The sequence below is a fragment of the Leifsonia xyli subsp. cynodontis DSM 46306 genome (genome assembly GCF_000470775.1).
GTDB classification, from domain to species: domain Bacteria; phylum Actinomycetota; class Actinomycetes; order Actinomycetales; family Microbacteriaceae; genus Leifsonia; species Leifsonia cynodontis.
Map to the genome: position 1 here is coordinate 2,008,651 of NC_022438.1, position 16,013 is coordinate 2,024,663.

At 69.5% G+C, this 16,013-nt stretch carries 13 protein-coding genes and 2 pseudogenes; 9 read left to right on the forward strand and 6 right to left on the reverse strand.

Annotation, left to right across the window (positions count from 1 at the left end):
• Positions 1-43: 43 nt before the first annotated feature.
• The 5 genes and pseudogenes from xerD to O159_RS09640 form a co-directional block, all read right to left on the reverse strand.
• Complete coding sequence (gene xerD / locus O159_RS09620) at positions 44-949, reverse strand: site-specific tyrosine recombinase XerD (protein WP_021755611.1); 906 nt, start codon at positions 947-949, stop codon at positions 44-46.
• Positions 946-1,605 carry an NUDIX domain-containing protein gene (locus tag O159_RS09625; RefSeq protein WP_021755612.1) on the reverse strand — a complete coding sequence of 220 codons (660 nt, stop codon included), beginning with the start codon at positions 1,603-1,605 and terminating at the stop codon, positions 946-948. The genes xerD and O159_RS09625 overlap by 4 nt, the downstream gene beginning before the upstream one ends.
• On the reverse strand, positions 1,602-3,347 hold the full coding sequence (locus tag O159_RS09630) for a CTP synthase (RefSeq protein WP_081689862.1): 1,746 nt from the start codon (positions 3,345-3,347) through the stop codon (positions 1,602-1,604). The genes O159_RS09625 and O159_RS09630 overlap by 4 nt, the downstream gene beginning before the upstream one ends.
• A 68-nt stretch (positions 3,348-3,415) precedes the next feature.
• Entirely contained in the window at positions 3,416-3,946 is a 531-nt protein-coding gene (locus tag O159_RS09635; RefSeq protein WP_021755575.1) for a hypothetical protein, read from the reverse strand.
• A gap of 106 nt (positions 3,947-4,052) precedes the next feature.
• Positions 4,053-4,778, reverse strand: a pseudogene (locus O159_RS09640) (helix-turn-helix domain-containing protein).
• A 275-nt stretch (positions 4,779-5,053) separates the two neighbouring features.
• Here O159_RS09640 and O159_RS09645 point away from each other — a divergent pair.
• The 9 genes and pseudogenes from O159_RS09645 to fliW all read left to right on the forward strand — a co-directional run bounded on the left by O159_RS09645 (position 5,054) and on the right by fliW (position 15,185).
• Entirely contained in the window at positions 5,054-5,905 is an 852-nt protein-coding gene (locus tag O159_RS09645) for a hypothetical protein (protein ID WP_021755615.1), read from the forward strand.
• A gap of 112 nt (positions 5,906-6,017) precedes the next feature.
• Positions 6,018-6,944, forward strand: a complete 927-nt coding sequence (locus O159_RS09650) for an NAD kinase (RefSeq protein WP_021755616.1) — start codon at positions 6,018-6,020, stop codon at positions 6,942-6,944.
• Positions 6,937-8,676 carry a DNA repair protein RecN gene (gene recN, locus O159_RS09655; RefSeq protein ID WP_021755617.1) on the forward strand — a complete coding sequence of 580 codons (1,740 nt, stop codon included), beginning with the start codon at positions 6,937-6,939 and terminating at the stop codon, positions 8,674-8,676. Before O159_RS09650 ends, recN begins: the two co-directional genes overlap by 8 nt.
• Before the next feature lie 725 nt (positions 8,677-9,401).
• Positions 9,402-10,901: an alpha/beta hydrolase gene (locus O159_RS13345; RefSeq protein ID WP_169725683.1), complete on the forward strand. Its 1,500-nt coding sequence runs from the start codon at positions 9,402-9,404 to the stop codon at positions 10,899-10,901.
• Between the two features lie 86 nt (positions 10,902-10,987).
• A pseudogene (locus O159_RS14145) lies at positions 10,988-11,968 on the forward strand (IS481 family transposase); the annotation flags it as partial.
• Positions 11,969-12,192: 224 nt separating this feature from the next.
• Positions 12,193-12,483, forward strand: coding sequence for a flagellar export chaperone FlgN (flgN, locus tag O159_RS14595; RefSeq protein WP_052323502.1), 291 nt, complete (start codon positions 12,193-12,195; stop codon positions 12,481-12,483).
• A 40-nt stretch (positions 12,484-12,523) separates the two neighbouring features.
• The gene (gene flgK, locus O159_RS09675; protein ID WP_021755619.1) at positions 12,524-13,945 is read left to right on the forward strand and encodes a flagellar hook-associated protein FlgK; all 1,422 of its coding nucleotides are present in this window, start codon (positions 12,524-12,526) and stop codon (positions 13,943-13,945) included.
• 2 nt (positions 13,946-13,947) lie between these two features.
• On the forward strand, positions 13,948-14,829 hold the full coding sequence (gene flgL, locus O159_RS09680; RefSeq protein WP_043993679.1) for a flagellar hook-associated protein FlgL: 882 nt from the start codon (positions 13,948-13,950) through the stop codon (positions 14,827-14,829).
• An 8-nt stretch (positions 14,830-14,837) separates the two neighbouring features.
• Positions 14,838-15,185, forward strand: a complete 348-nt coding sequence (gene fliW / locus O159_RS09685; RefSeq protein WP_021755622.1) for a flagellar assembly protein FliW — start codon at positions 14,838-14,840, stop codon at positions 15,183-15,185.
• 30 nt (positions 15,186-15,215) lie between these two features.
• Here fliW and O159_RS09690 read toward each other — a convergent pair whose 3' ends face one another.
• Positions 15,216-15,989, reverse strand: a complete 774-nt coding sequence (locus O159_RS09690) for a TlyA family RNA methyltransferase (RefSeq protein WP_201766263.1) — start codon at positions 15,987-15,989, stop codon at positions 15,216-15,218.
• Between the last annotated feature and the right edge of the window lie 24 nt (positions 15,990-16,013).

Sequence of the window (16,013 nt, forward strand, 5' to 3'; positions counted from 1 at the left end):
TGTGGGGCGGACAGTGTGCGGCGTTCCGCCCCGAGCCCGGTGTCTACCGCGCCCGCGGATGCGCCGCAACGTACACATCCCGCAGTGTGTCCGCCGTCACCAGCGTGTAGAGCTGCGTCGTCGCCACCGACGAGTGCCCGAGCAGTTCCTGCACCACGCGGACGTCCGCACCGCCCGCCAGCAAGTGCGTCGCGAACGAGTGCCGCAGTGTGTGGGGCGACACCTCGATCCCGAGGCGGGCCTTCTCGGCGGCGGATCGGATGATCAGCCAGGCGTTCTGGCGGGAGAGGCGTGCGCCGCGCATCCCGAGGAAGAGCGCCGGGGTCGACCGGCCGCGTGCCGAGAGCGCAGGGCGGACTCGCACCAGATACGCGGCGACGGCGGCCCGCGCGTAGGAGCCCAGCGGCACGATGCGCTGTTTCGCCCCTTTGCCGGTCAGGCGCACGACATCGGTGTCCAGCACGTCGTCCACGTTGAGAGCGACCGCCTCGCTCACACGGGCGCCCGTCGCGTAGAGAAGTTCCAGCAGGGCTTTGTCGCGCAGGTCGGCGAGGTCGTCGCCGTCCGTCGCGGCGAGCAGGGCGGCGACCTGGTCGACGCTGATGGCCTTGGGCAGGCGGCTGGGCAGTTTGGGCGGGCGGAGGTCGCGGGCGGCATCCACCGTCACGCGACCCTCCTCGAAGAGGAAACGGTGGAAGCCGCGGACCGTCGACAGCATCCGGGCGAGGGAGGACGCGGTGAGCGGCGATTCGTCGCGCGTCGCGAGGTGCTGGAGGTACGCGGAGACGGTCGCGGGGGTGACCGCGGCTGTCTGCGTCACCTGCTCCGCGGTCAACCACCCCGCGTACACCGCGAGATCGCGGCGGTAGGCCGCGACGGTGTTGGCGGAGAGGCCGCGCTCGATCGCCACATGCCGGAGGTAGGCGTCGACGTCGGCCGGGACGGTCATCTCCGGTTCGGCTCGGCCCGTCGCAGCTTCGGGTGGCTCGGCCAGGGGGCGTCGGCCGCGCCGAGCACGCTCCACCCGGCGGCGCGGGCGGCCTGAGCGGCCAGAACGGCGACGGTCAGCGGCGTGTTGTGGACGCGGCGCTCCAGCACGGCGGCCACGGCCTCCTCGAGCGGCACCCAGCGCACCGTGATGTCCGCTTCCTCTTCCTCGCGCGCGAACGCCTCCGCGGTCGCCCGGACGCCGCGGGCGAGGTAGATGCGGATCGCCTCGTCGTCGCCGCCGGGACTCGAGAAGATGTCGGCGAGGACATTCCACTCGTCCGCTTCGAGGTCGGCTTCCTCGGCGAGCTCGCGCTTGGCGGCGTCGAGCGGGTCCTCGCCGGCGATATCGAGCAGCCCGGCCGGGATCTCCCAGTCACGGTGCCGGACAGGATGCCGGTACTGCCGGATGAGCAGCGCCCGCCCCTCCTCGTCCAGCGCCAGCACGGCCACGGCGCCGGTGTGGTCGACGTACTCGCGGGCGATCTCCTCCCCGTTGTAGCGGAAGACATCGCGCCGCACGTCCCAGACCGCGCCGCGGAAAACCGTCTCACTGGCGACGATCTCGGGGTCGACGGTCTCGTCGCGGAGCGGCTCGTCGTGAAGGCGCCCGGTCATCGCGCGTCCACGGCGACGTCGAACAGCAGGCTCGCCTTCTGCCGGTCCAGCGCCGCGCCGACGAGACCCGCGAACAGCGGGTGCGCCCGGTTCGGCCGCGACCGCAGCTCGGGATGCGCCTGGGTGCCGACGTAGAACGGGTGGACATCGCGCGGCAGCTCCACATACTCGACGAGGTGGCCGTCGGGCGAGGTGCCGGAGAATCGGAGGCCCGCGTCCGCGATCTGGGCGCGGTAGGCGTTGTTCACCTCGTAGCGGTGGCGGTGGCGCTCGCTCGCCTCGTTCGCGCCGTACAGCCCGGCGACGATCGAGCCCTCGGCCAGGGCCGCCGGGTAGAGACCGAGGCGCATCGTGCCGCCCAGATGGCCGCCGGCGATGATCTCCACCTGCTCCGCCATCGTCGCGATGACCGGGAACTCGGTGTCCGGGTCGAACTCGGACGACGATGCGCCGGCGAGCCCGGCCTCGTTCCGCGCGTACTCGACCACCATGCACTGGAGGCCGAGGCAGAGGCCCAGGGCCGGGATGCCATTCTCGCGCGCGAACCTCAGCGCGCCGAGTTTGCCCTCGATGCCGCGCACGCCGAATCCACCCGGGACGCAGATCCCGTCCACATCGCTCAGCTGTGCGGCAGCGCCCTCGGCGGTCTGGCACTCGTCGGAGACGATCCACTTGAGCGCGACCTTGGCGTCGTGGGCGAAACCGCCCGCACGCAGAGCCTCGGTGACGGACAGGTAGGCGTCCGGGAGGTCGATGTACTTGCCCACCAGGCCGATCGTCACCTCGTGCTTCGGGTCGTGGACGGCCTCCAGCAGCCGCGACCAGCCCTCCCAGTCCACATCGGCCGCCTGGGCAAGCCCCAGCTGGTCGATGATGTAGGCGTCGAGCCCCTGGTCGTGCAGCATGCTCGGGATGTCGTAGATGCTCGGCACATCCACGGCGTTCACCACGGCCGCCTCGTCCACATCGCACATGAGCGCGATCTTGCGCTTGTTCGACTCCGACACGGGCCGGTCGCTGCGCAGCACGAGCGCGTCCGGCTGGATGCCGATCGAGCGCAGGGCCGCGACGGAGTGCTGCGTCGGCTTCGTCTTCTGCTCGCCCGAGGCGTTCATGAACGGAACCAGCGAGACATGCACGAAGAAGCAGTTCTTGCGGCCGAGCTCGTGGCGCACCTGGCGGGCGGACTCGATGAAGGGCTGCGATTCGATATCGCCGACCGTGCCGCCGATCTCGGTGATGATGACGTCGGGCGCGGGCTCGCCGTCCCCTCCCGGCTGCGCCTGCAGCCGCATCCGGCGCTTGATCTCGTCGGTGATATGCGGGATCACCTGCACGGTGTCGCCCAGGTACTCGCCCCGGCGCTCCTTGGCGATCACATTCGAGTAGATCTGCCCGGTGGTGACGTTCGCCGATTGGCTGAGGTTGATGTCGAGGAAGCGCTCATAGTGGCCGATGTCGAGATCGGTCTCGGCGCCATCGTCGGTCACGAACACCTCGCCGTGCTGGAACGGATTCATCGTCCCGGGATCGACGTTGAGGTAAGGATCGAGCTTCTGCATCACGACCCGCAGCCCTCGCGCCGTCAGCAGATTGCCGAGAGAAGCGGCTGTGAGGCCCTTGCCCAGCGAAGAGACGACACCGCCGGTGACGAAGATGTGCTTGGTCGTGCCGTTGAGCTGTGTTCGCTTGATTGACAGGCCCGCGTCTGAGTTATCCACCACGGGCTTGCAGCTTATCATCTCCGAGGGCTCTCCCCTCCCGAACGGCCGCCCGCCGCCAGACGACGTCGCCCCGCGCCCGGGGCATGTCACGGTTCGGCACCGTTCAACGGGTCCGAGGGGCGTGGCGACGGGGCCAGGGTGTTCCACTGCTCCCACGGAATCACACCCTCATCCCCTGGGAGGACCTTCCCCCGATCCCGCTCCGCCCCATCCTCCTCGTTCAACTCCCACGCATCTCCCGGGGAGCACGGGGCCAGCGCGCCGCCGCTATACGAGTTGTCAGAAGCATTCGTATCGAAATCCGCGCGGAGTACCGGGCCGCCCGACCCATACACTGTGGGGGAAGGTGTGGAGTCGGTGATCCGCACGGACATGCCCAGGGATTCCCAGTAGGCAGCGACGCGTTCGGCGTCGCCCTGATGGTCTGTCCCGCGTGGGGCCCAGTGGTCGTAGCTGTAACTCGCCCCCAGCACACCGCCACCGAGCCCGCACTCATCCGCCCACACCGGACCGCTCCGCGGCCACCAGCCGGTGATGTGAAGCTGCTTCGTCGTCCCGATGACGAAATCCACCACCGCGTCCCGGCCCTCCCGCGGCGTCATCGCCTTCGACGTCATGCTCTTTCCCGTTCCTTTCCCTGCCGGCCCACTCCCTGCACAGCCGACCACTCCCGCACCGAGAGCGATCGCCGCGAACACGACCGCACAGACCCGAACACCAGCCCTAGCTGTGTTTCTCAGGGACGTTGGTCAATCTGCTGATGGGTGGCTGGCTGCCGATGGCGGTGTGGGGCCTGTGGTGATTGTAGGAGTGCAGCCAGGCCGGGAGTGCGTTGCGGCGGGCTGATTCGGAGTTGTAGTGCCGGGCGTATGCCCAGCCGTCGGCGAACGCTGTGCCGGTGATCATGTCGCCGGTGATCCCGTGTTTCCCGGTCCGCTTCGCGGTGATGGCCTTGTTCCGCTCTCCCTGGAGACGTCCGACGTAGCGCCAGCCGCCACCGTCGGGGATGTTGCCGAGTTTCTTGATGTCGACGTGGATCATCGATCCGGGATGCTCGTGCTCGTAGCGGCGGGCGGGTTCGCCGGTGCGGACGTCGACGTGGCTGGGCCGATTGATCCGGCACCGGGAGAGGACCGTGTGAACGGTCGAGGCGGGCATGCCGAGCTGGGCGCCGATACCGACTGGTCCCAGCCGCTTCTTCCACCGCAGATGCACGACCTTGCGGACCAGTCTTCGCGGGGTCTTGTTCGGGCTGTGATGCGGCCGTGACGAACGGTCCAGCATTCCCGCCTCGCCCATCTCCACGTAACGACGAGCCCATCGGTCCGCGGTGCGTCAGGACACTCGGAAGTAGGTCGCCGCCGCAGCAACGGACCAGCCGTCGTCGACGACTTGGCGGGCCAGGCGGAGGCATTCGCGAGGAGTCAAAGCAGCATTAGCGTGGGTCACGAGGACCTCCTAAGTCATCGAGTGCGGGGAAACTAGACAGCCCCACTCTCGACCGGGAGGTCCTCACCCATCTATCGCGTCACACCTCAACCAACGTCCCTGAGCAGCACACCTAGCCGCAGGAGATCGACGATCTCATCCTCCGCCTCCGCGCCCTGATCGAGCGCAAGGCCCTCCAAACCGGTTTCCTCGACCTCAACCGGTTCGTCACCAGCAGCGCCTGCGGCTGGGCGTACAACCTCTCCTCGGCGGCTGCCGCCTCCGAGATCCGCAACATGCGCTGGCACACCACCCGTGTGCTCAGCGTCGACCCCATCCGCGTCGCCAGCGACGACGGCTACCTCCGAGCGGAGGAGAGCGCCTACGCCGAGGCGAACACCGGCATCGAGGATCTCCTCGACACCTTCGCCGCCCCCGCCGACGCCGATCTGAACGACATCGAGGACGAGTTCACCAAGGCCGCCGCCGGCAACCGCACCCTCCACCAGAACGGCGAAGACCTCTCCCGCACCTTCGTCGCCGCCCGCGCGCTCCGCAAGGCGTACAAGCTCCCCGCGCTCGTCCGTCCCGAGCATCCCGTCGACCGCGAGTTCATCCTCCTCGACACGATCCGCTCCGACGAGCGCGCCGCCTACGACTCGGCCCGCGCTCTGCACGACTTCATCGGAGGGGTCCAGACCGCTGAGCAGCGGCAGCTCGATGACCGGCTGATCGACCTGTGGGCCGACTACTCCGTCGCCGACCTGCACGATCTGCTCAGCAAACCTCCGAAAGTCGCGGCCACTCTGGCCAAGGCCGTCGTCTCCCGGCTCGCCCGCCCGAGCCGCGACACCCTGGCCACCGCGCTCACCACCATCCGAGCGACCGGGGACGCCGGCAACTGGCGTGCGTTCACCCGCGCCCTGTTCGACTCGTGGGTCGCCGTCGAGTGCGAGGCGACCAGCCGGTTCAACACGAAGGTCGTCGATGCCGCGATCGAGGCAGAGCGCACGGCCGCCCGCCGGAGCGCCGCTCTCGCCTGGCCGGAGCTCGCTCAGCAGGCTGCGAGCCTGGACGGCCACCCGTTCGGGCACAGCCCGCGCGAGGTCGCCGACTTCATCCGCGACATCGTCACCGACCTCCTCTGAGCCGCCGCTGGGCCGGCTGAGACGGCTGGCGAATTTCCGCGGAGTCCGGCCGCGGAGTCCGTCGCGGCCGGATTCTCCGACAGAATGGGGTGAGGCACCGAGAGGAGACGACGTGACGGACACGGGGGCGGCGCAGCGGTACATCCTCGTCGTCGCGCACACCGGTCGCCGGCACTCGCTCTCCGCGGGCGTCTCCGTCTGCCGCCAGCTGCTCGCTGCCGGCGTCGTGCCCGTCCTCAGCGAGGGCGAGCGGCGCGATCTGCTCGCGGCGGAGCCCGAGCTGGCCGCGGTGGCGGTGCTCGGAGCCGAGGTGCCGCCAGCCGAGCTGGAACTGGTCATCGTCCTCGGCGGTGACGGCACCATCCTGCGCGCCGCGGAGCTCGTCCGGGGCTGTCCGGCGCCGCTGCTCGGCGTGAACCTCGGCCACGTCGGCTTCCTCGCCGAGAGCGAGCGCGACGACCTGGAGACGGCGGTGGCCCGCGGGCTGGCGAAGGACTACGAGGTGGAGGAGCGCATGACGCTCTCCGCTCGGGTGAAGGTCGGTGAGGAGGTCGTCTACGAGAGCTGGGCGCTCAATGAGGCGACGGTGGAGAAGGCGAGCCGGGAGCGGGTGCTCGAAGTCGTCATCGAAGCCGACGGGCGGCCGATGTCGAGCTTCGGCTGCGACGGCGTCGTGATGTCCACTCCGACCGGGTCCACCGCGTACTCATTCTCGGCCGGCGGCCCGGTCGTCTGGCCGGGCGTCGCCGCCCTGCTGCTGGTGCCACTGTCCGCGCACGCCCTGTTCTCGCGCCCCCTGGTGGTGGACGCCGACTCCTCGCTCGCGGTCGAGCTGCTGGAGGGCGCCGGTGGCGAGGGAGTCCTGTGGTGCGACGGCCGGCGGGCGTTCGATCTGCCGCGCGGGGCGCGTGTCGTGGTGCGGCGCTCGCCCATCCCGGTGAGGCTCGCCCGGCTGCACCCCGGGCCGTTCACCGACCGGCTCGTGCAGAAGTTCACGCTCCCGGTGACGGGATGGAGGGGGCCGGCCGGCCGTGACTGAGAAGCGCCGCACCGTCTCCGGCGGCGGCATCGAAGAGATCGCCATCCGCGACCTGGGCGTGATCGCCGGGGCCGCGCTGCCGATCGGACCGGGGTTCACGGCGATCACCGGCGAGACGGGGGCGGGGAAGACGATGGTCGTCTCGGCGCTCGGGTTGCTGCTCGGCGAGCGGGCCGACACGGGGACCGTCCGCGCGGGCAGCGCTCAGGCCTGGGTCGAGGGCCGCTGGCGGGTCCCCGAGTCCGGCCCGGTCGCCGATCGGGTCCACGATGCGGGCGGGGAGCTGGACCCGCTCGGCGGCGGTCAGGCGGAACTCGTCCTCAGCCGCTCGGTGTCGGCGGAGGGCCGTTCGCGCGCGGTCGTCGGTGGCCGGAGCGCGCCGGTCGGCGTCTTGACCGAGCTCGGCGGCCGGCTGGTGGTCGTACACGGGCAGTCCGACCAGATCCGGCTGCGCTCGGCGACCGCTCAGCGCGAGGCGCTCGACCGGTTCGCCGGTCCGGAGTTCGCCGTCGCCCTCGACGCCTACGCTCAGGTCTTCCAGCGCTGGCACGACGATCGCGCGGAGCTGGAGGCGCTCGTCGCCGACCGGGAGCGGCGCTCCCGCGAGGCCGGCGACCTGCGGGCCGCGATGGCCGAGATCGAGGCGGTCGCTCCGCAGCCCCGCGAGGACGCCCGCCTGGCGGAGCGGGCCGAGCGCCTCGGCAATCTGGAGGAGCTGCGTCTCGCCGCCGCCGGAGCCCGGGAACTGCTCTCCGCGGAGGAGTCGGAGGCCGCCGACGCGCTCGGCCCGCTCGACAGCGCGCGCCGAGCGCTGGAGCGCGTCGCCCCGCACGACCAGGCGCTCGCGCCGCTGGCCGAGGCTGTCGCCGCCGCGAACTACGCCGTCTCCGACATCGCCGCCCAGCTCTCGACCTACCTGGCGGCGCTCGACATCGACAGCGCGCGCGAACTGGAGGCCGTTCAGGAGCGTCGCGCCGAGCTCGCGACGCTCGTCCGCAAATACGGCCCGAGTCTGGACGAGGTGATCGCCACCCTCGAGACCGGCAGCCTGCGCCTCCTGGAGCTCGACGGCGACGCCGAGCGCATCGAGCGCCTCGCCGCCGAGGTCGAGGCCGGCGGCCGCCTCGTCGCCGAGCTCGCCGCCGGTCTCACCGCACGTCGTCTCGACGCCGCCGCCCGACTCGGCGCGGCGGTCTCCGAGGAACTCGGGGCTCTCGCCATGCCGGACGCGCGTGTCGTCGTGGAGGTGACGGACCGCGAGGAGTTCGCTGCGTCCGGCTGCGACCGGGTCGCGATCCTGCTGCGACCGCATCCCGGGGCGGAGCCGCGCCCCCTCGGCAAGGGAGCCTCGGGCGGCGAGCTGTCGCGGGTGATGCTCGCCATCGAGGTCGTCATCGCAGGCGGCGACCCGGTGCCCACGTTCGTCTTCGACGAGATCGACGCGGGCGTCGGCGGCGCCGCCGCCATCGAGATCGGCCGCCGGCTGGCGACGCTCGCGCAGAGCGCGCAGGTCATCGTCGTGACCCACCTCGCCCAGGTCGCCGCGTTCGCGACCAACCACCTCACGGTCGTGAAGGGCAACGACGGCTCGGTCACCGCCTCCAGCGTCCGCCGCCTCGACGGCGAGGAGCGGATCGCGGAGATGGCCCGCCTCCTCTCCGGCCTCCCGGACTCCGCGAGCGGCCTCGCCCACGCCCGCGAGCTCGTCGACATGGCCGCTGCGGCCCGCTGACCCTGCCTTGCTCTGCTCCGGGTGCGGAGCGCCGCGGTGCGTCCGACCCTATGCGAGTGGTTGATACTTGTGATTTTTGGTGGGTAGTGTGTTGTCGTTCGGGGGAATGCGGTGTTGAGGGGGTTGGGCTGGTGGTGCGGTTTGATGAGGCCGTGGCGATGGTGTTGATTCGTGTTTGTCGTGGGCTGGACGAGGAGCTTCGCGGCGAGGGGGTTCTCCGTCGTGGTGCTGTGGAGACGGCCGTTCATGATTTCTCCGGCCGTTATGCCGGTCTCTTCACCGCTGCTGCCGTCATCGAAGCGGCGGATCGGGGCAGGCTCGCTGGTGTGCTCTATAGTCTCGCTGAGCAGGTCGAGGCTGCGGTGCTCAGGGTGGGGGAGGAGCGGAAGCGGCAGAGAGATCTGAGTGGGTGGCGTGAGCGGGAGGCGGGGCGTGAGCGCCGTCGTGCGACTGCGGACGCGTTGGGTGTGGTCGGTGCCGGTATTGATGGGTTCTTTGATCCGCGGTCCTCGGAGGTGGCGGTGCGGCCTCCGGTGGTCTCGGCTGCCTTCTCGCCGCGGGAGCGGAACCGCACCTCGGGTGGTGCGTCGTCGGGGAGGAGTTCGGCGGTCCCGGACAGGTTGCGGGTTTTCGTGTCGCGGACTCGTGCGAGTGATGCGGGTATGGCGCGGCGGTTGGTGGCGTTGCGGGATGCGTGGTCGGCGTTTGTCGCGTCGTGTTCGTGGGTGCCGGTGGAGTCGGCGACGTTCCTGTATGGGTTCGAGCGGCTGTTGGCGGAGAGCCGGGCCGATGCGCTCTGGATCGAGCAGGTCGCTGCGGCGTTCGACGCTGCCGGTGGCGGCACGCTCTCGGATCATGCTCTGGACCTTGTCGCGACCGCGGTCCACCCGTTGAGCGATGAAGGCCTGCTGGCGGCTTTCGGAACGCTCACGGCTGTCGAGTTGCGGGCGTTGCTGGCGGCTTCTCCGGTCTTGCGGGCCCGGTTGTCGTCGGTGGATCCGGTGGCGGTCGACACGTGGTGGCACGGTCTGGGCCCGGCGGTGGGTGCTGGTGGTGGTTTCTCCGCGCGTCAGGAGTTGTTGTTGACCGCATTCCCGGACCTGTTCGGGAACGTGGAGGGCATTCCCTATGCTGCCCGGGACGAGGCGAATCGGCGTGCTTTGGCTGCTGCGATCGCGGGGATGGAGAAGCAGATCGCCGGGTTGAGGGCTCGTGTTGGTGACAGCTCGGTCGTTGACGGGCCTTTGCTGCCCGGGGTGCTGGCGATGAAGCACACCCTCCGGGACGCGGAGGAGCAGTTGAAGGCGCTGAAGAACATCCGCGCCGCGTTGCAGACGAGGGAAGGCCGGGCGTCGCGCTTCCTCATCGCTCTGACGGGTGATCGTCCGCCGTTGGCGGCGGTCGCGATCGGGGATCTGGACACGGCCACGACGGTGAGTTACGCCGTCCCCGGGATGGGGACCACGACCCACGGGATGACGGGGTGGGCGAAAGCGGCACAGAACCTGTATGCGCTTCTCCCGGTGGACAGTGCGGTGGTCGCCTGGATCGGCTACAAGACCCCGCCGTCGCCGAGCGTTGGCGATCCGGACTTCGGGGTGCTGAACGTGAATCGGGCGGTGGCGGGCGGCACCAAGCTCGCGTCGACGTTGGGAGGTTTGGGTGCGGTGCGGGGTGGGGCGCTGCCGCGGTTGTCGGTGGTCGCCCACTCGTATGGCACGACCACTGCCGCTGTCGCGCTTTCCCAGCCTGGGGTCCGGGTGGACACGTTCGTGACGTTGGGGTCGGCCGGGCTTCCGGACAGTGTGCGGTCGGTGGCCGATCTGAACGCGGGGGCGGTGTATTCGGGTCATGCTCGCGACAAGTTCCTCGGAGAGACCGAAAGCGGGGATCCGTGGGCGTGGATCGGCAGAGACGGTAGTCGTGACCACCGGGTCAACCCGCTGGCCCCCGACTTCGGTTCCCAGGCGTTCGGCGTCGAAACCGGAGGCGACTCCGGCAGCAGCGTGACCGACCACGGTCCGCTGCTCAGCGACGACGGCCCTGAAGCAGGGTACTTCGATTACGAGACGGAGTCGTTGGCGAACACGGCCCGGGCGGTTTCCGGGAAGACCGGGTCGATCACACCGTATGCGCCTTTGGGGCCGACGAACTTTCAGAAGGGTTTGCAAGTAGAGAATGAGAAGGGGTGCCTTTGTGGTGTGCTGCTCAGGGACGTTGGTTGAGGTGTGACGCGATAGATGGGTGAGGACCTCCCGGTCGAGAGTGGGGCTGTCTAGTTTCCCTGCACTCGATGACTTAGGAGGTCCTCGTGACCCACGCTAATGCTGCTTTGACTCCTCGCGAATGCCTCCGCCTGGCCCGCCAAGTCGTCGACGACGGCTGGTCCGTTGCTGCGGCGGCGACCTACTTCCGAGTGTCCTGACGCACCGCGGACCGATGGGCTCGTCGTTACGTGGAGATGGGCGAGGCGGGAATGCTGGACCGTTCGTCACGGCCGCATCACAGCCCGAACAAGACCCCGCGAAGACTGGTCCGCAAGGTCGTGCATCTGCGGTGGAAGAAGCGGCTGGGACCAGTCGGTATCGGCGCCCAGCTCGGCATGCCCGCCTCGACCGTTCACACGGTCCTCTCCCGGTGCCGGATCAATCGGCTCAGCCACGTCGACGTCCGCACCGGCGAACCCGCCCGCCGCTACGAGCACGAGCATCCCGGATCGATGATCCACGTCGACATCAAGAAACTCGGCAACATCCCCGACGGTGGCGGCTGGCGCTACGTCGGACGTCTCCAGGGAGAGCGGAACAAGGCCATCACCGCGAAGCGGACCGGGAAACACGGGATCACCGGCGACATGATCACCGGCACAGCGTTCGTTCATACCGTCATCGACGATCACTCCCGTGTCGCTTACGCCGAGATCCACGACGACGAAACCGCCGCCACTGCAATCGCTGTTCTGCGTCGAGCGGTCGGCTGGTTCGCCAGCCGTGGCGTCACCGTCGAACAGGTGCTCTCCGACAACGGCTCCGCATACCGCTCATACGCCTGGCGCGACGCTTGCGCCGAGCTCAGCATCCAACCGAAACGCACCCGGCCCTACCATCCGCAGACGAACGGCAAGATCGAACGCTTCCACCGCACCCTCGCCGACGGCTGGGCATACGCCCGGCACTACAACTCCGAATCAGCCCGCCGCAACGCACTCCCGGCCTGGCTGCACTCCTACAATCACCACAGGCCCCACACCGCCATCGGCAGCCAGCCACCCATCAGCAGATTGACCAACGTCCCTGAGAAACACAGCAGAGGAGCACTCAATGGGAACCAACGAACTGTCGAACGAGCTGTGGCGCCAAAGGCAGCTGCTCGAGACCATGCTGTACAAGTTCCACATCGAGAGGCTGCTGATCGGCTCCGGCTTCACCCGGTGGATTCCGCAGGCGACCAGCGACGTCGAGACGGTTGTGAACCGGCTCAAGACCGCCGAGCTCTCCCTCGCCGTCGAGATGGTCGATGTCGCCCGCGAGTACGCGCCTGCCCGATGACGCTGTCCTGCGGGATGTCGTCGCCGCCGCGCCGGAGGGCGCGTGGCGGGAGATCTTCGCCTCCCACCTGAAGGCGCTCAGCGAGCTGACCGCCGAGATCCGCAACACCCGCGACGAGAACAGCCGCCTCCTCCGGGCGGGACTGCGCCTCACACAGGAGACCCTCAATCTGATGGCCGAGCCCTCCTCGACCTACACCGCCGACGGAACCGTCGAGTCGGCGATCCCTGCCGCGCGTCTCATCGACGCCGCCCTTTGACCCGCCCCGGAAGGACAGCCATGATGGCCGGTAAGACCCTATGACCGAGAGCGCGCTCGGCGCCCTGCGCGCCGCTTACTCCGGCCTCCAGGCCGCCCAGGCCGGGATGGACATCGTCGGCCAGAACATCGACAATGCCAACACCGTCGGCTACGTCCGCCAGAGCGTCAGCCAGCAGTCCGTCGGCCAGCCCGGCCGCGTCGGCTCGGACGCGAACGGCCCCCGGTCCGGGCAGGGCGTCGTCGTCGCCGCGATCGTCCAGTCCGGCTCCTCCCTGCTGGACGCGCAAGTCCGGAGCACCGCGGCGGACGCCGCGTACAGCAGCGTGCGCTCCGGCGCGCTCGATCAGGTTCAGACGATCCTCGGCGAGCCGTCGGGCGACGCGATCAGCGGACGTCTGCAAACGTTCTGGAACGCGTGGCAGTCGGTCGCCAACCGGCCCGGGAGCAGCGCCCCGGTCGGGGCGCTGCTCGGACAGGCGGCGACTCTCGCCAGCACTATCGGCACGGCGTACAAAGCGCTCCAGAGCCAGTGGTCGCAGACCAGCGGCCAACTGGCGACGACGGTGTCTCAGCTGAACGCCGACATCGCCCGCATCGCCGATCTGAACGGCCAGATCCGCACCGCCATCGCCGCCGGCGGCAACGCGAACGAGCTCATCGACCAGCGCAACGTCGCCGCCCAGGGATTCGCCAAGCTCGTCGGCGGCCGTGTCGACATCGCCGGCGACAACACGGTCTCTGTCTCCATCGGCGGGATCGCCGTGGTCCAGGGCACCAGCTTCGAGCAGGTGCGGATCTCCGGCGGGACTCAGCTCGAAGCGGCCGGCGAGAGCCCGGTCAGACTCGTCCTCGCCAGCGACCCGTCCGGTCCGGGGCTCACACCGTCCACCGGCGAGATCGCCGGCCTGGTCTCTCTCCTCGGCGCGGCGGGCACCGGCGGCGCGATAGCCGAGACCGCCGCCCACCTCAACCAGCTCGCCACCGGCCTCGCCACCCGGGTGAACGCGATCAGCCGGACCGGCGTCTCCTCCACCGGGGCGACCGGACTGGACTTCTTCGCGATCGGCGCCAGCCCCGCTCTGTCGCTCAGCGTGATCCCGGCCGACCCGTCCGGCGTCGCCACCGGAGCGGTCGGCGCAGGAAACCTGGACGGCGCCGTCGCCGACAAGATCTCGCAGATCGGGAACACGGCCGCCTCCCCCGACGCGACGTGGTCGGCGTCCGTCGTCCAGCTCGGCACCCGGGCGAACCTCGAAGCGTCCCAGGCGTCGCTCGACTCGGCAGCACTCACCTCGGCGACCACCGCCCAGCAGTCTCTGGAGAGCGTCGACCTGGACGAAGAGAACCTGAATCTCCTCTCCTACCAGCACGCCTACCAGGGAGCCTCGCGCGTGATGTCCGCGCTCGACGAGGTCCTCGACCAGCTCATCAACCACACCGGACACGTTGGGATCGCCTGACCATGACAATGCGCGTCACCTCGACCACTCAGCTGCTCAGCACTCAGCGGAACCTCCAGGCGTCCAAAGCCTCGATGGGCGACCTCTACCAGGAGGGCACGAGCGGGGTGAAGATCGCCAAGCCCTCCGACGACCCGGCCGGAGTCGCGAACCTCCTCGCCGTGCGCAAACAGATCTCCCAGAACGCCCAGTACAAGTCCAACGTCAATGACGGGACCGGCTGGATGAAGACCGTCGACTCAGCCCTCACCGGTTCCGCCGACGTGCTCTCCAAGATCCGCGACCTCGTCGTGCAAGCAGCGAACACCGGAGCGAACACCCCCGCCGATCAGAACGGCATCGTCAAGAGCATCGAGCAGCTCAAGCAGAACCTCCTCACCCTCGCCAACACTCAGTACCTCGGCCGGAGCGTCTTCGCCGGCACCTCGGACGCCGACACGGCGTTCGACGTGAAGAGCTACGCGTTCAACGGCACGCCCGGCGCCGAGGTGTCCCGGCGAGTCAGCGCATCCGCGACCATCCCGGTGTCCGCCGACGGCGCAGCCATCTTCGGCGCCGGCAGCGTCTTCGCCCTCATCGACGGGATCACCACGAAGATCGCCGCAGGCAGGAACGTCGGCTCCGAACTCGCCGCCATCGACTCGGCGCTGAACGTCATCTCCGGCGCCCAATCGGCCATCGGGACCGACTTCGCCCAGCTGCAACAGGTCCAGCTGCAGCTGGGGACAGACACGACCACGCTGGAAGAGACCCGTTCCCGCATCGAAGACGCCGATCCCGCCGACGTCGTGCTGCGCCTGAACGCACAGCAGGTCGCCTACCAGACCGCTCTCGCCGTCGCGGCGAAAAGCATCCAGCAAACCCTGATGGACTACCTGCGCTGAAAGGCATCATGAGCGTTCCCCTCGCCCTCACCGCTCCCCTGGTCGGCCTCGAACACCTGGTGTTCTTCGAGCTGACCCCTCTCGACGGCGCCCCCGGCTGCTACGTCCTCCGCTCGACCGAGGACCCGGGCGTCCGCCTGTACGTCCTCGACACCGCTGTCCGGCTCCCCGGCTACCGGGCAGGGCTGACGGTGGCCGTGGAGGCCGACGTGTACGTCGTCGTCAGCACCCACCACGGCGCCCCCACGGTGAACCTGATCGCGCCGATCGTCGTGGATCTGCCCGCCGGCGTCGCCGGGCAGATCATCGTCGACGATCCCGACCTCAGCCGGGTGTCCGTCCCCCTCGCCGCGTAGCGGACGCCGCGGAGCGGACGCGCACCGCCCTCAGCGCACCACCTCCCGAACCCGATCGCGCCACTGGCCCGGATCGGTCCCACGCGTCGTCAGCCGAACCAAGAACTCGGCATTCCCGTGCGAGCCCACGATCGGAGACCGGATCACACCCGCCACTCCGAGACCCGCATCGAACCCCGACCAGAGAACAGCAGTCAGAACATCCTCCCAGAGCCTGGCGTCCCGCACGACTCCCTCGCGGATGCCCGACCGGCCGACCTCGAACTGCGGTTTCACCAGCAGAACGAAGTCCGCGCCCTTCTCCGCGACCGCCCGCAGCGCCGGAATGACCTGCGTGAGCGAGATGAAGGACAGATCGGCCACGACCAGCTCCGGACGCACCGGCCGTCCCAGCAGCTCCGCGAGCCGCTCCGGAGTCAGGGCACGCACATTGACGCCCTCGAAAGAACGCAGCCGTCCCTCCCCCGCCAGCACGGGCGAGAGCTGGCCGTGCCCGACATCCAGCGCGACCACCGTCTCAGCGCCACGCTCCAGCAGCACCTGACTGAATCCCCCGGTCGAGGCCCCCGCATCGAGCGCTGTCCGGCCGGAGACAGGCACACCGAAGGCATCGAGCGCCGCGAGAAGCTTATGGGCGCCGCGACTCACATAGTGATCGACGCCGGCGACCGCGAGGGCCTGCCCCGGACCGACCCACGTAGACGCCCGGATGACCGGCTTCCCGTCCACCGTCACCAAACCTTCGGCGATCGCAGCAGCCGCCCGGCTCCGCGAACGCACAAGCCCACGAACCGTCAAAGCCACATCGAGCCGCAGGAAAGCAGGCTC

Bases quoted from the DNA above. Each gene is read 5' to 3' on its own strand.
- xerD (WP_021755611.1), bottom strand. From the start codon at position 949: ATGACCGTCCCGGCCGACGTCGACGCCTACCTCCGGCATGTGGCGATC.
- O159_RS09625 (WP_021755612.1), bottom strand. From the start codon at position 1,605: ATGACCGGGCGCCTTCACGACGAGCCGCTCCGCGACGAGACCGTCGAC.
- O159_RS09630 (WP_081689862.1), bottom strand. From the start codon at position 3,347: ATGATAAGCTGCAAGCCCGTGGTGGATAACTCAGACGCGGGCCTGTCA.
- O159_RS09635 (WP_021755575.1), bottom strand. From the start codon at position 3,946: ATGACGTCGAAGGCGATGACGCCGCGGGAGGGCCGGGACGCGGTGGTG.
- O159_RS09645 (WP_021755615.1), top strand. From the start codon at position 5,054: ATGCGCTGGCACACCACCCGTGTGCTCAGCGTCGACCCCATCCGCGTC.
- flgN (WP_052323502.1), top strand. From the start codon at position 12,193: ATGTCGCCCGCGAGTACGCGCCTGCCCGATGACGCTGTCCTGCGGGAT.
- flgK (WP_021755619.1), top strand. From the start codon at position 12,524: ATGACCGAGAGCGCGCTCGGCGCCCTGCGCGCCGCTTACTCCGGCCTC.
- flgL (WP_043993679.1), top strand. From the start codon at position 13,948: ATGACAATGCGCGTCACCTCGACCACTCAGCTGCTCAGCACTCAGCGG.
- fliW (WP_021755622.1), top strand. From the start codon at position 14,838: ATGAGCGTTCCCCTCGCCCTCACCGCTCCCCTGGTCGGCCTCGAACAC.